The sequence below is a fragment of the Streptomyces sp. NPDC059897 genome (assembly GCF_042730865.1).
GTDB lineage: Bacteria > Actinomycetota > Actinomycetes > Streptomycetales > Streptomycetaceae > Streptomyces.
Map to the genome: position 1 here is coordinate 1 of NZ_JBHWKQ010000045.1, position 12,204 is coordinate 12,204.

Annotated in this window: 13 protein-coding genes; 5 read left to right on the forward strand and 8 right to left on the reverse strand. The window is 70.9% G+C overall.

Annotated features, from left to right (window positions below; translation table 11 throughout):
• Positions 1 to 107 precede the first annotated feature (107 nt).
• Genes ACFV9W_RS32905 through ACFV9W_RS32915 form a run of 3 tightly spaced genes read right to left on the reverse strand, consistent with a single transcriptional unit; the run spans position 108 to position 3,128 of the window.
• Positions 108 to 1,241 (reverse strand): Mrp/NBP35 family ATP-binding protein, encoded by a 1,134-nt coding sequence (locus ACFV9W_RS32905; RefSeq protein ID WP_385768553.1) that lies wholly within the window; start codon positions 1,239 to 1,241, stop codon positions 108 to 110.
• A 44-nt stretch (positions 1,242 to 1,285) separates the two neighbouring features.
• Complete coding sequence (locus ACFV9W_RS32910; RefSeq protein WP_385768556.1) at positions 1,286 to 1,855, reverse strand: DUF1003 domain-containing protein; 570 nt, start codon at positions 1,853 to 1,855, stop codon at positions 1,286 to 1,288.
• Positions 1,845 to 3,128 (reverse strand): magnesium transporter MgtE N-terminal domain-containing protein, encoded by a 1,284-nt coding sequence (locus tag ACFV9W_RS32915; protein ID WP_385768559.1) that lies wholly within the window; start codon positions 3,126 to 3,128, stop codon positions 1,845 to 1,847. Before ACFV9W_RS32915 ends, ACFV9W_RS32910 begins: the two co-directional genes overlap by 11 nt.
• A gap of 235 nt (positions 3,129 to 3,363) precedes the next feature.
• Between ACFV9W_RS32915 and ACFV9W_RS32920 the strand changes: the two genes are divergently transcribed.
• Complete coding sequence (locus ACFV9W_RS32920) at positions 3,364 to 4,071, forward strand: hypothetical protein (protein ID WP_385768648.1); 708 nt, start codon at positions 3,364 to 3,366, stop codon at positions 4,069 to 4,071.
• Between the two features lie 8 nt (positions 4,072 to 4,079).
• Here the strand turns inward: ACFV9W_RS32920 and ACFV9W_RS32925 are convergent, their stop codons facing one another.
• Together ACFV9W_RS32925 and ACFV9W_RS32930 are read right to left on the reverse strand one after the other, a co-directional pair.
• Positions 4,080 to 4,595 (reverse strand): hypothetical protein, encoded by a 516-nt coding sequence (locus ACFV9W_RS32925; RefSeq protein ID WP_385768562.1) that lies wholly within the window; start codon positions 4,593 to 4,595, stop codon positions 4,080 to 4,082.
• 22 nt (positions 4,596 to 4,617) lie between these two features.
• Complete coding sequence (locus tag ACFV9W_RS32930; protein WP_385768564.1) at positions 4,618 to 5,748, reverse strand: magnesium and cobalt transport protein CorA; 1,131 nt, start codon at positions 5,746 to 5,748, stop codon at positions 4,618 to 4,620.
• 499 nt (positions 5,749 to 6,247) lie between these two features.
• Between ACFV9W_RS32930 and ACFV9W_RS32935 the strand changes: the two genes are divergently transcribed.
• Positions 6,248 to 6,832 (forward strand): suppressor of fused domain protein, encoded by a 585-nt coding sequence (locus tag ACFV9W_RS32935; RefSeq protein WP_385768566.1) that lies wholly within the window; start codon positions 6,248 to 6,250, stop codon positions 6,830 to 6,832.
• A 23-nt stretch (positions 6,833 to 6,855) separates the two neighbouring features.
• Here the strand turns inward: ACFV9W_RS32935 and ACFV9W_RS32940 are convergent, their stop codons facing one another.
• Positions 6,856 to 8,112: an MFS transporter gene (locus ACFV9W_RS32940; RefSeq protein ID WP_385768568.1), complete on the reverse strand. Its 1,257-nt coding sequence runs from the start codon at positions 8,110 to 8,112 to the stop codon at positions 6,856 to 6,858.
• 201 nt (positions 8,113 to 8,313) lie between these two features.
• On the opposite strand from ACFV9W_RS32940, the gene ACFV9W_RS32945 reads away from it, so the two are divergent.
• From ACFV9W_RS32945 to ACFV9W_RS32955, 3 genes are all read left to right on the forward strand, one after another.
• Positions 8,314 to 8,952, forward strand: a complete 639-nt coding sequence (locus ACFV9W_RS32945; RefSeq protein WP_385768570.1) for a DUF6758 family protein — start codon at positions 8,314 to 8,316, stop codon at positions 8,950 to 8,952.
• 132 nt (positions 8,953 to 9,084) lie between these two features.
• A complete protein-coding gene (locus tag ACFV9W_RS32950; RefSeq protein ID WP_385768572.1) occupies positions 9,085 to 9,948 on the forward strand; it encodes a PHP domain-containing protein in 864 nt (287 codons plus the stop codon).
• Between the two features lie 88 nt (positions 9,949 to 10,036).
• On the forward strand, positions 10,037 to 10,642 hold the full coding sequence (locus ACFV9W_RS32955; protein WP_385768574.1) for a MarC family protein: 606 nt from the start codon (positions 10,037 to 10,039) through the stop codon (positions 10,640 to 10,642).
• 85 nt (positions 10,643 to 10,727) lie between these two features.
• On the opposite strand, the gene ACFV9W_RS32960 is transcribed toward ACFV9W_RS32955, so the two are convergent.
• Together ACFV9W_RS32960 and ACFV9W_RS32965 are read right to left on the reverse strand one after the other, a co-directional pair.
• Positions 10,728 to 10,880 (reverse strand): hypothetical protein, encoded by a 153-nt coding sequence (locus tag ACFV9W_RS32960; protein WP_306317966.1) that lies wholly within the window; start codon positions 10,878 to 10,880, stop codon positions 10,728 to 10,730.
• 248 nt (positions 10,881 to 11,128) lie between these two features.
• Positions 11,129 to 12,001, reverse strand: a complete 873-nt coding sequence (locus ACFV9W_RS32965; protein WP_385768576.1) for an alpha/beta fold hydrolase — start codon at positions 11,999 to 12,001, stop codon at positions 11,129 to 11,131.
• Positions 12,002 to 12,204 lie beyond the last annotated feature (203 nt).

The window sequence follows — 12,204 nt, forward strand, 5'->3', positions numbered from 1 at the left end:
CCTTGGTCACGCCCCCGGGGGCGGTGTACCCGCACCGGGCGGCGGCAGGTGTACGGGGGGCCCCCCCGGAAAGGGCGGCCCGCCGTTCTCTCACGGTCCGTCAGGACTCAGAACTTGTTGCGCGGGGTGATTCCCAGCGACATGCCCGACAGGCCGCGCTGACGGCCACTGAGCTTGTCCGCGATGCCGCGCAGCGCCGAGCCCGCGGGGGACTCCGGGTCGGTGAGCACGACGGGCTTGCCCTCGTCGCCGCCCTCGCGCAGGCGTACGTCGATGGGGATGGACCCGAGGACGGGAACGTCCGTGCCGGTGGTCCGGGTCAGGCCCTCGGCGACCAGCTTGCCGCCGCCCGTGCCGAACACGTCGACCATCTCGTCGCAGTGCGGGCAGGGCAGCCCGGACATGTTCTCGACGACGCCGACGATCTTCTGGTGGGTCTGCACGGCGATCGAGCCGGCCCGCTCGGCGACCTCGGCGGCGGCCTGCTGCGGCGTGGTGACGACCAGGATCTCCGCGTTCGGGACCAGCTGGGCGATGGAGATCGCGATGTCGCCGGTGCCGGGCGGCAGGTCGAGCAGGAGCACGTCCAGGTCGCCCCAGAACACGTCCGCGAGGAACTGCTGGAGCGCGCGGTGCAGCATCGGGCCGCGCCATACGACCGGTGCGTTGCCCGGCGTGAACATGCCGATCGAGATGACCTTCACGCCGTTCGCCGACGGCGGCATGATCATGTCCTCGACCTGCGTGGGCTTGCCGTCGGCGCCCAGCATGCGCGGGACGCTGTGCCCGTAGATGTCCGCGTCGACGACGCCGACCTTCAGGCCGTCCGCGGCGAGCGCCGCCGCCAGGTTCACCGTCACCGAGGACTTGCCGACGCCGCCCTTGCCGGAGGCCACCGCGTACACGCGGGTCAGCGAGCCGGGCTTGGCGAACGGGACCTCGCGCTCGGCGGTGCCGCCGCGCAGCGCCGTCGCCAGCTCCTTGCGCTGCTCGTCGCTCATCACGTCGAGGGTGACCTGCACATCGGTCACGCCGTCGACGCGGGCGACGGCCTCGCGCACGTTGTTCTCGATCGTCGAGCGCATCGGGCAGCCGGAGACGGTCAGGTACACGGTGACCGCGACGACTCCGTCCGCACCGATGTCCACCGATTTGACCATCCCCAACTCGGTGATGGGCCGGTTGATCTCGGGGTCGTTCACTGTCGCGAGTGCCTCGCGCACCGCGTCTTCCGTAGCCATGCACCCGAGTCTACGGCGGGGTAACCCGCACCCGGAAAGCCCTGTCACCGGTCGTCTACATCACGTCCACGCTCGCGCTCCGCGGGGAATACGCCGGACTCCGGGGCGGACGGCCGCTGCTCCTCCAGCTCCTTGACGAGGTCCTGCAGCTCGGAGCGGATCCAGTCGCGCGTCGCGACCTCGCCGAGCCCGATCCGCAGGGCCGCCATCTCGCGGCTCAGATACTCGGTGTCGGCGATGGAGCGCTCGTTCTGCTTGCGGTCCTGTTCGAGATTGACCCGGTCGCGGTCGTCCTGCCGGTTCTGCGCGAGCAGGATCAGCGGGGCGGCGTACGAGGCCTGCAGCGACAGCATCAGGGTCAGGAAGATGAACGGGTACTCGTCGAAGCGCAGATCGGGGGGCGCGACGATGTTCCACACCACCCACACGATGATGAGGACCGTCATCCAGACGATGAACCGGCCCGTCCCCAGAAAGCGTGCGATCCGCTCCGAGAGCCTGCCGAAGGCCTCGGGGTCGTAATCGGGGATCAGCTTCCGCTTCGGCGCGCGCGGCTGGTCGAGCCGGATGCGCGGCCTGCGCGGGGCGTCGCGTTCGCGTTCCTCAGTCGGCATGGTTCACCTCCCCGGAAAGGTGAAACTCCTGCTCGCGCCAGTCCTCGGGCAGCATGTGGTCCAGTACGTCGTCCACGGTCACGGCGCCGAGCAGCGAGCCGCTGTCGTCGACGACGGGCGCGGCCACCATGTCGTACGTCGCGAAGAACCCGGCGATCTCCGGCAGCCCGGCCGCCGGGGTCAGGGCCTGCAGATCCTCGTCGAGGACCGCGCTGACCATCGTGTACGGGGGATCGCGCAGCAGCCGCTGGAAGTGGATCGTGCCCAGGTACTTCCCGGTCGGCGTCTCGTCAGGCGGCCGGCACACGTACACCTGCGCGGCGAGCGCGGGGGACAGGTCGGGATTGCGGATGCGGGCGAGGGCCTCGGCGACGGTGGAGTCGGGGCGCAGCACGATCGGCTCGGTCGTCATCAGGCCGCCCGCGGTCCGGTCCTCGTACGCCATCAGGCGCCGCACGTCGGCCGCCTCGCTCGGTTTCATCAGGTCGAGGAGGCGTTCCTTGTCGTCCTCGGGGAGCTCGCCGAGGAGGTCGGCGGCGTCGTCCGGGTCCATCTCCTCCAGGACGTCGGCGGCGCGCTCCTCCTTCAGCTTGCCGAGCACCTCGATCTGGTCGTCCTCGGGGAGCTCCTCCAGGACGTCGGCCAGGCGTTCGTTGCTGAGCGCGGCGGCGACCTCCGCGCGGCGCTTGGGGGAGAGGTGGTGCAGCACGTTGGCGAGGTCGGCGGGGCGCAGCTGCTCGAACGTGGCGAGCAGGCTCTCCGCGCCCTGCCCGTGCTCCTCCAGGTTGAAGCCGTCGACGCCCGACCAGTCGACGGTGATCGCCTCGCCCTTGGCGCGCCGGAACGCGCCGCGCTTCGCGGAGTTCTTCCGTACGAAGACCCGGTCGATCTCCCAGTCGCGGCGCGCGGGCAGCTGCTGGATGGAGACGTCGAGGACGGTGACCTCCTCGCCGGTCTCCACGAGCCGCACGCGCCGGTCCAGCATCTCGCCGAGGACCAGACGTTCGGTGGGCCGCTGTTCGAAGCGCCGGACGTTCAGCACGCCCGTCGTGATCACCTGGCCCGACTCGATCCCGGTGACGCGGGTCATGGGCAGGAAGATGCGCCGCCGGGTCGACAGCTCGACGACGAGCCCGAGCAGCCGCGGCGGCCTGCGACTCGCGCGCAGCATCGCCACCACGTCGCGCACGCGGCCCACCTGATCACCGTTCGGGTCGAAGACGGCGATGCCGGCGAGGTGCGACACGAAGATCCGGGGAGCGCCTCCAGCCATACCCTCGCGCGCCTCCTTCCGAGTTTCGTCCGCATCCGTCCATATATGCAGTCAATTTCCCGCCCAGGCTAGCCGCTCCCCGTCCCCCGCGCCTTTGCGCGACGGCCACCCGGCCTGGGCGGGTAACCGCAGATCGCGGAGGTACGCTGCCGTACTGCCCCCACCCAGCTGCCGTACGAGAGGTAGTCCGCCCGTGACCCCGCGCCCCCTCAACCGTCGTACCCGCAGGACACTCATGGTGGGCGTGATGTGCACGGGGCTCGCGGTGGGCCTCGCGGCGTGCAGCGAGGAGGACCCCGACGCGGGGACGAACGGGGTCGGGAAGCTGACCCCGGCCAAGATCCAGTCCCGTACGGTCAAGGCGGCCCGCGGCGCGGACACGGTGCACGTCGCCGGCACGGTGGTCGTCAACAAGAAGACGTACAAGCTGGACATGCGGCTGAAGGGCGACGGCGGCACGGGCTCGGTGAGCACGGGCGGCGGCACGTTCCGGCTGCTGCGGGTCGGTGACCACCTCTACCTCAAGGCGGGCGCCGGTTTCTGGACGCACTCCGAGGACGGCAAGAGCGAGCACGGGGCCGGCGGCGCCGCCCAGAAACTCGACGGCAAGTACGTGAAGGTGCCGAAGGGGGACCCGGCCTATCAGCGGCTGAGCACGTTCACCGACAAGGGCGTGCTGCTCGACGGGCTGCTCGCGCTGCACGGCACGCTCGCGAAGGGCGACCGCGGCACCTCGGGCGGCGTCCGCACGATCGAACTGACCGGCGCCAAGGGCGCGGGCGGAACGCTCGACGTGTCCCTGGAGGGCAGCGCGTACCCGATGCGCCTGGAGCGGGCCGGGGGCGCCGGAACCATCCAACTCAGCGAGTGGGGCAAGGACTTCACGCTCCGCGAACCGAAGTCCACGGAAACGGTCGACTACGGCCAGGCCCTGCCGGGCTGACCGAGACGTCAACGCCGCTTCCGCCGGGCCAACAGCTTCGGCAGCCCCGCCGGAACCGGATTCCGCGTCGTGGCCGGCGACACCACGGGGGCGGCGGCCAGCGACCCGTCGGACGCCGGCTCCGGCGCACCACCCACGGGCTCAAGACGAACCACCCGACACTCCCGCGCCCACCGCTCCGGCATCGTCTCGGAGTCCGGCGCGTTCAGCCGCTTCCCCTTCAGCTCCCCGACCACGGCCTCGTACGGCTCCGTGCCCGGCGTCAGCTCGACGACCTTCGCCCGCCAGCCGACGAGCCGCCCGCCCTTGTCCTTGCTGCGGACGGTGACGAGGGCCGCGCCGCCGTCGGCCAGGCCGGGCAGCGGCTGCTCGCCGGGCCCGTCGCCGACGAGGCACGCCGCGCCCTCGTGCCACACGTGCCACAGGGCCCGCTCCACGCCGCGCTCGCCGCGCACCCAGATCAGCCCGGACTTCTTCGTGGCCTCCTCGACGAGGGCGGCGTCGAGCAGTTCAGCAGTCGTCATACGGCAAGCCTAGCCGCGGCGTTCACAGCCACCCGTTGCGCTTCAGCGTCCGGTGGATCCCGAAGCAGACGCCGCCGATGAGGGCCAGCACCATCGGGTAGCCGAACCGCCAGTGCAGCTCGGGCATGTGGTCGAAGTTCATGCCGTACACGCCGCACACCATGGTCGGCACGGCGATGATCGCGGCCCACGAGGTGATCTTGCGCATGTCCTCGTTCTGGGCGACGGAGGCCTGCGCCAGATTGGCCTGGAGGATCGAGTTCAGCAGCTCGTCGAAGCCGATGACCTGCTCCTGTACGCGCTCCAAGTGGTCGGCGACGTCCCGGAAATACTTCTGGATGTCCGGGTCGATCAGCCGCATCGGCCGCTCGCTGAGCAGCTGCAAGGGGCGCCGCAGCGGGGCGACGGCCCGCTTGAACTCCAGTACCTCGCGCTTGAGTTGGTAGATCCGCCCCGCGTCCGAGCCGCGCGGGGAGCCCTTGCCGGGCTGCGAGAAGACCTCGGTCTCGACCTCGTCGATGTCGTCCTGCATCGCGTCGGCCACGGCCAGATACCCGTCGACGACGTGGTCGGCGATGGCGTGCAGCACGGCGCTCGGGCCCTTGGCGAGCAGCTCCGGGTCGTCCTGGAGCCGGTGCCGCAGCGCGCGCAGCGAGCCCTGGCCGCCGTGCCGGACCGTGATGAAGAAGTCCCGGCCGGTGAAGCACATGACCTCGCCGCTCTCCACGATCTCGCTGGTCGCGGTGAGTTCGGCGTGCTCGACGTAGTGGATGGTCTTGAAGACGGTGAACAGCGTGTCGTCGTAGCGCTCCAGCTTGGGGCGCTGGTGGGCGTGGACGGCGTCCTCGACGGCGAGCGGGTGCAGCCCGAACTCGGCGGCGATACCGGCGAATTCCTCCTCGGTCGGCTCGTGCAGGCCGATCCAGGCGAAGCCGCCGTCGCGCCGCACCTGGTGCTTGGCACCGCCGGGCGTGAGGCACTCGGAGGACGGGACGCGGACGCCGTCGCGGTACACGGCGCAGTCCACGACGGCCGAGCAGGCGGCCTCGTCGCGGGTGAAGTCGTACGAGGCCCTGGCCTGGTTGGCGTACGGGGCGACGCTCTTGCGCAGCGAGGGACGGACGGCGGCTCGCAGGTCGCGCATCATCGACATGGGCAGGCTCCTTCGCGGGCGGGAGTCGCCGTGCGTCGGGTGGAACCACCCGGAATGAGGACGTCCTGGCCAACCGGAAACCGGGACATGCTGCACGTCCACAAAGCGGGAAGCACCGCACCGACGCTGGGCGGCTTCGCTGACTGATTCAGATCGCGACGACCCAGGCGGGCGTCGATGCAATCAGGGGAAACGAAGTGCTCTTCCGGCAGACGCGGTCAGCACGATGTACGGCCGACTACGGATGAGATGAGGCCCTGGGCCCTACAGGCCGGAAGAACGGGTAGTACTGCACGGTCGACTTCGATCCATGACAGCCCCACCTCCTCCGGCCGGTCCCCCGTGGGGGACGAGAAACGGGTCGGGATTCCGACGGGCTCGCGGGGGCCCTCGGCGGACACGCACCGCGTGTTGTCCCGACCAGCGGCCAAGACTATCAGCCGACCGGCGAAAGCGGGCCCCGTCCTTACCCGTTGATGGCGAGATCTATGCTCGCGGGATGGCAGAAGTTCTCGCGCTCGTGGAGGCGCGTCTCCGGACAACCCTGGGTGAACCGGACGCTCGCGCGGCGGTCACCTTCCTCGGCACCGACCGGATCGAGGTGTTGCGCTTCACAGAGGGCGACGTGGTGCGCTACGCCACCCTCGGCATGTCCGCGTCCCCGATGACCGACCCCACGGCGGCCCTCGCCGACCCGGTCGCGGGCCCCCGCGCCGAGCTGGTCCTGACCGTCCGCGCGGGGCTCGCCGACACCGACAAGGTGCTGCGCCCGCTCGCGGTCCTCGCGGCCTCCCCGCAGGTCGAGGGCCTCGTCGTGGCGCCGGGCGCGTCGCTCGACGTGGGCGAACCGCTGTGGCCCGCCGCCCCGTTCACCTCGGCCCTCGTCGCGGAGTCCGGCGGCCTGATCGAGGACCTGGACCTCGACGCCCCGCTGGATCCCGTACGGTTCCTGCCGCTGCTGCCCATGACGCCGAACGAGGCGGCGTGGAAGCGGGTGCACGGCGCCGCCGCGCTCCAGGAGAAGTGGCTGAACAGCGGAACGGACCTGCGCGATCCGCTGCGCAGGTCCGTTTCCCTGGACTGAGGAGCCCTTGGGCTGAGGTCCCGTCAGTTGGCGTAGACGGAGACGCTGTCCTCGGTGGCGTGCTTCGGCTCCAGCTCCTCGGCCTCGTGGTTCAGTGCGCTCCTGCGCACCCAGACCACGACCGCGCCGAGCACCGCCGTGACCGCGGCGACCACGAACGGGATGTGGATGTTGCTCCACTCCTCGATCTTCGGCGCGAAGAACGGGGCCGCCGCGGCGGCGAACCACCGGACGAAGTTGTAGCCGGCGCTCGCCACCGGGCGCGGCGCGTCCGAGACGCCGAGCGCCAGCTCCGTGTAGACGGTGTTGTTCACGCCGATGAAGGCGCCGGACAGGATCGTGCAGACGACGGCCGCGGTGTGGTTGCCGTACCCAAGGACGAGCACGTCGAGGGCGAGCAGCACGAGCGAGCCGCCGAGCACCTTGAGCGAGCCGAACCGGGCCTGCATGCGCGGCGCGACGATCACCGAGAACAGCGCGAGCAGCACACCCCAGGCGAAGAACACCGCGCCCGACTTGTACGGCGTCATGTTCAGCACGAACGGCGTGAAGGCCAGCACCGTGAAGAACGTGTAGTTGTAGAAGAAGGCCGAGATCGCCGCCGACGCGAGGCCGCCGTGGCCGAGCGCCTTGATGGGGTCGAGGATCGAGGTCTTCTTCGCGGGCTTCGGCTGTTCCTTGAGGAACACGGTGATGCAGACGAAGCCGATGGCCATCAGCGCGGCGGTGCCGAAGAACGGGTAGCGCCAGCTGGCGTTGCCGAGCAGCGCGCCGACCAGTGGCCCGCAGGCCATGCCGAGTCCGAGCGCGGACTCGTAGAGGAGGATCGCGGCGGCGCTGCCACCGGCGGCGGCGCCGACGATGACGGCGAGCGCGGTCGACACGAAGAGCGCGTTGCCGAGGCCCCAGCCCGCGCGGAAGCCGACCAGCTCCCCGACGGAACCGGACGTGCCCGCGAGCGCCGCGAAGACCACCACGAGGGCGAGGCCGACGAGGAGGGTCTTCTTGCCGCCGATGCGGCTGGAGACGAACCCGGTCACCAGCATGGCGATGGCGGTGATCAGGAAGTACGAGGTGAAGAGCAGGGAGACCTGGCTGGGTGTCGCTTCGAGGCCCTTGGCGATGGACGGCAGGATCGGGTCGACCAGGCCGATGCCCATGAAGGCGACGACGGATGCCCCGGCGGTCGCCCAGACCGCCTTCGGTTGACGCAGGAGGCTGCCGGCCCCTGCGTCGAACGTGTCCCCTTCGGCGGGACCCCCTGTACTGCTGTGGCTCATGCCTGCTGCTCCTTCGAGTCCTTCGGGGTCCGTGTGGACCGTTCGGGTCCGCATGGATCGTTGGCGTATGCACATAATAAGTTAGAGCAGCTAATTAATGCAAGCTACATCTATCTGTCCTGGTCGGGGCGCCACGGCGCTGCCCTCCGGACGGGTGATCGTCCTTGACGCGGCGCGGGACGGGGAGGACCGTGGGGCTCTATGAGGGGCGAACCCAGTTGCCCGAAGTGTGGTGGCCGGGTCAGGGCTCCCGGACTCTTTGCCGACTCCTGGCAGTGTGATGTGCACGGGACCGTGCATCCGATGCAGCCCGTGATCCCGCCCAGCGTCGAGGCGCTCAGCGTCGTGGTGCGCCGCGCGAGGGTGCCGGTCTGGATGCCCTGGCCGCTGCCCGTCGGCTGGCTGTTCACCGGCGTGGCCAACGCGGGGGACGAGCGCCACGGCGGCCGTGCCACCGCCGTCGCCTGCTCGGGGCCCGGGCCCCTCGGCGGGCCCGGTGAGCTGGTGCTCGTCGCCGAGGAGCTGGGCGTCGGACTCGGCGCGCGCTACGCGGGGATCGACGGCCCCGACCCCGGCCCGTACATGGAGGTTTCGGGACCCCCGCAGGCCAAGGTCCTCGCCGCGGGCAGGCCCACCCCGATGTGGCACGTCTCCGGCACCCCGGACGACCGGGCGGTCTTCGCCGGCGAGGCGCGCGGCCTGTGGCTGTGGGCGGTCGTGTGGCCGGAGCAGACGGGGATGCTGATGTACGACGAGCTGGTGCTCACGGACCTGCGGGACGCGGGGGCCGAGGTGGACCTGCTGCCGTGCGGGGCGCTGTCGCCGCGCATTCTGAAGTAGGCCGGGCGTCGGGTGCGGCAAGGGGCCGGAGCGGTAAGGGGTCCGCGCCTGGTTCGGTGGTGACGGGGGTGCGGGAATCCCCGTTATCCTTGAGCGGTCCCCGTCAGTCCGTCGAGCCTGGAGTACGCAGCCGTGCGCATCGATCTGCACACCCACTCCACCGCTTCCGACGGCACGGACAGCCCGGCCGAACTCGTACGGAACGCCGCCGCGTCCGGCCTGGACGTCGTCGCGCTCACCGACCACGACACGACGCGCGGGCACGCCGAGGCCATCGCCGCCGCATCCGAGGGGCTGACCCTCGTTACCGGCGCCGAGCTCTCCTGCCGCCTCGACGGCGTGAGCATGCACATGCTGGCGTACCTCTTCGATCCCGAGGAGCCGGCCCTGCTCGCCGAGCGCGAGCTGGTCCGCGACGACCGGGTGCCGCGCGCCAAGGGCATGATCGCCAAGCTGAACGAGCTGGGCGTGCCCGTCACCTGGGAGCAGGTCGCCCGGATCGCGGGCGACGGCTCGGTCGGCCGTCCGCACGTCGCGACGGCCCTGGTCGAGCTCGGCGTCGTACCGACGGTCTCGGACGCCTTCACGGGCGACTGGCTCGCCGACGGCGCGCGCGCGTACGTCCCCAAGCACGAGACCGACCCCTTCGAGGCGATCCGGCTGGTCAAGGCCGCCGGTGGCGTCACCGTCTTCGCGCACCCCGCCGCCGTCAAGCGCGGCCGCACGGTTCCCGAGTCGGCGATCGCGAAGCTGGCGGAGGCCGGGCTCGACGGCATCGAGGTCGACCACATGGACCACGACGCCGCGACCCGCGAGCGCCTGCGCGGCCTCGCGGCCGACGTCGGGCTGCTGACCACCGGGTCCTCGGACTACCACGGCAGCCGCAAGACGTGCGTGCTCGGCGAGTACACCACCGACCCCGAGGTCTACGGGGAGATCACGCGGCGCGCGACGGGCGCCTTCCCGGTGCCGGGCGCCGGCGGACACCGCGCCTGACGCGCCCCGCGCTCATCGCCTCACCACGTACGCGCTCCGTACGTGACCCGACCCACCCTTCCGCACCACTCTCGCAAGGCACCCCACCGTGTTCGACGCTGCCGTCTTCGGATCCCTTTTTCTCACGCTTTTTGTGATTATGGATCCCCCCGGAATCACCCCGATCTTCCTCGCCCTCACCGCGGGCCGCCCCGCCAAGGTCCAAAAGCGCATGGCCTTCCAGGCGGTCTGCGTCGCCTTCGGCGTCATCGCCGTGTTCGGCGTCCTGGGCAACCAGATCCTGGCCTATCTGCACGTCTCCGTACCGGCCCTGATGATCGCGGGCGGTCTGCTGCTGCTCCTGATCGCGCTCGACCTGCTGACCGGCAAGACGGACGAGCCCAAGCAGACCAAGGACGTGAACGTCGCCCTCGTGCCGCTCGGCATGCCGCTGCTCGCCGGGCCCGGCGCGATCGTCTCCGTGATCCTCGCCGTCCAGGACGCGGACTCGATGGGGGACCAGATCTCGGTCTGGTCCGCGATCATCGCGATCCACGTGGTGCTGTGGCTGGTGATGCGCTACTCGCTGGTGATCATCCGCGTCATCAAGGACGGCGGCGTGGTCCTGGTGACCCGGCTCGCGGGCATGATGCTGTCCGCGATCGCGGTGCAGCAGATCATCAACGGCGTGACGCAGGTGATCCAGGGTTCCTGACCGCGGCGCGCCGCCCCGGCACAGCGAAGCCCCCGTACGCAGCGTGCGTACGGGGGCTTCGACGCGTGAAAGTCGTCTTACGCCGTTACGAGGCGGACGACTCTGCCGGGCGGATGTAGAGGCGCTGCCCGATGGCGGCGGCCTGCTGAACGATCCGGTTGACGGAGGCGGCGTCCACGACGGTGCTGTCCACGGCGGTGCCGTCGACATCGTCGAGTCGCATGATTTCGAAGCGCATGGGCTTCTCCCTTCGTCTGGTGATCCTCCTGAAGGAGAACTACTGGTGCGGGGGCTTCTCAGCCTGATCCCGCCGTACGGCCGGGCGGTTGCCCGGCCGTTAAGAGTGAATTGCGCGGCCGCAGTGCCGCGCGTTCCAAGGGGTACAACGAGTTGCTCGCTGCAAACATTCCCTACGCTAAGGAAATTTTTTGTTCGGCTAATGACTCGCCCGTCAGTAGTGCGGCGAGAAGCCTGTGACCTGCGGTTCTACGCTGTCGGGTGGCGGTCCCAGAAGTCGGCGAGCGCGGCGGCCGTGGCCTCCGGCTGGTCCGTATTGGGGGAGTGCTCGGCTCCGGTGACGACGGTGCGCTCCGCGCCGAGGCGCGCCGCCATGTCGTCCAGGAGCGGCACGGGCCAGGTGTCGTCCCGCTCGCCCGACAGCACATGTATCGCGAGGCCGAGGGCGGCGAGCTCGCCGATCCGGTCCGGCTCCGTGCACAGCTGTCCCGCCGTGGCGATGAGCTGGGCCGGGCTGTTCCGCATCCAGCGGCGCCGCAGATCCTCGCCGTCCCCGCGGAGATCGGCGGCGTCCTCGGGCGCGTCCAGACCCTGGATGGCCTCCCATACCTGCCCCATGTCGAGCGCGGCGAGGGCGCCCTGGAGCAGCTTGGCGCGCTCCTGCTGGGGCGGTGCGACGGCGGCGGGGCCCGAGGACATCAGCGTGAGAGAGGCGAACGGCGCGGGATCCTCGATGGCCGCCGCGCGCGCGACGAGCCCGCCGAGCGAGTGGCCCAGAAGATGCACCCGGGGGGCGCCCTCGGCGCGGAGCGCCGCCGCCTGCGCGAGCACATCGCGCGCCAACTCGCGCTGCTGGTAAGGCCCTTCGTCGTCGCTCGGGCCCTCCGACTCGTACTGCCCGCGCCCGTCCACGGCGACGGTCCGGTAACCGGCCGCGCTCAGCGGGGCGTGCAGCTCGATGAAGTCCTCCTTGCTCCCCGTGAACCCGGGAAGCAGCAGGGCGGTGCCCACGACCGGGCCCTCGGCCGGCTCGCCGGTGAGCGCGGCGAAGTCGCCACGGGCGGTGCGGAGGCGGTGCGCACGGGTACCGGGCGGCGGGGTGAAGGTCGCGGGCCTGCTCATGTGCCGAGATTACGCGCAGCCACCGACAACGAAGGCCCGGGCCCCGCGGCAGCGGGATCCGGGCCTTTCGCCGTGGACCGATCAGGCCTCGGGGGCCTCGACCTTCTTGCGCGTGCGGCGCGGCTTCGTCACGGTCGCCTCGGCGGCCGGCTCGGCCTTCTTCCGGGTCCGCGCGGCGGGCTTCGCCTCGGCGGTCTCGGCGG

Coding starts and splice junctions, on each gene's coding strand:
- ACFV9W_RS32905 (WP_385768553.1), bottom strand. CDS start 1,241: ATGGCTACGGAAGACGCGGTGCGCGAGGCACTCGCGACAGTGAACGAC.
- ACFV9W_RS32910 (WP_385768556.1), bottom strand. CDS start 1,855: ATGCCGACTGAGGAACGCGAACGCGACGCCCCGCGCAGGCCGCGCATC.
- ACFV9W_RS32915 (WP_385768559.1), bottom strand. CDS start 3,128: ATGGCTGGAGGCGCTCCCCGGATCTTCGTGTCGCACCTCGCCGGCATC.
- ACFV9W_RS32920 (WP_385768648.1), top strand. CDS start 3,364: ATGGTGGGCGTGATGTGCACGGGGCTCGCGGTGGGCCTCGCGGCGTGC.
- ACFV9W_RS32925 (WP_385768562.1), bottom strand. CDS start 4,595: ATGACGACTGCTGAACTGCTCGACGCCGCCCTCGTCGAGGAGGCCACG.
- ACFV9W_RS32930 (WP_385768564.1), bottom strand. CDS start 5,748: ATGTCGATGATGCGCGACCTGCGAGCCGCCGTCCGTCCCTCGCTGCGC.
- ACFV9W_RS32935 (WP_385768566.1), top strand. CDS start 6,248: ATGGCAGAAGTTCTCGCGCTCGTGGAGGCGCGTCTCCGGACAACCCTG.
- ACFV9W_RS32940 (WP_385768568.1), bottom strand. CDS start 8,112: ATGAGCCACAGCAGTACAGGGGGTCCCGCCGAAGGGGACACGTTCGAC.
- ACFV9W_RS32945 (WP_385768570.1), top strand. CDS start 8,314: ATGAGGGGCGAACCCAGTTGCCCGAAGTGTGGTGGCCGGGTCAGGGCT.
- ACFV9W_RS32960 (WP_306317966.1), bottom strand. CDS start 10,880: ATGCGCTTCGAAATCATGCGACTCGACGATGTCGACGGCACCGCCGTG.
- ACFV9W_RS32965 (WP_385768576.1), bottom strand. CDS start 12,001: ATGAGCAGGCCCGCGACCTTCACCCCGCCGCCCGGTACCCGTGCGCAC.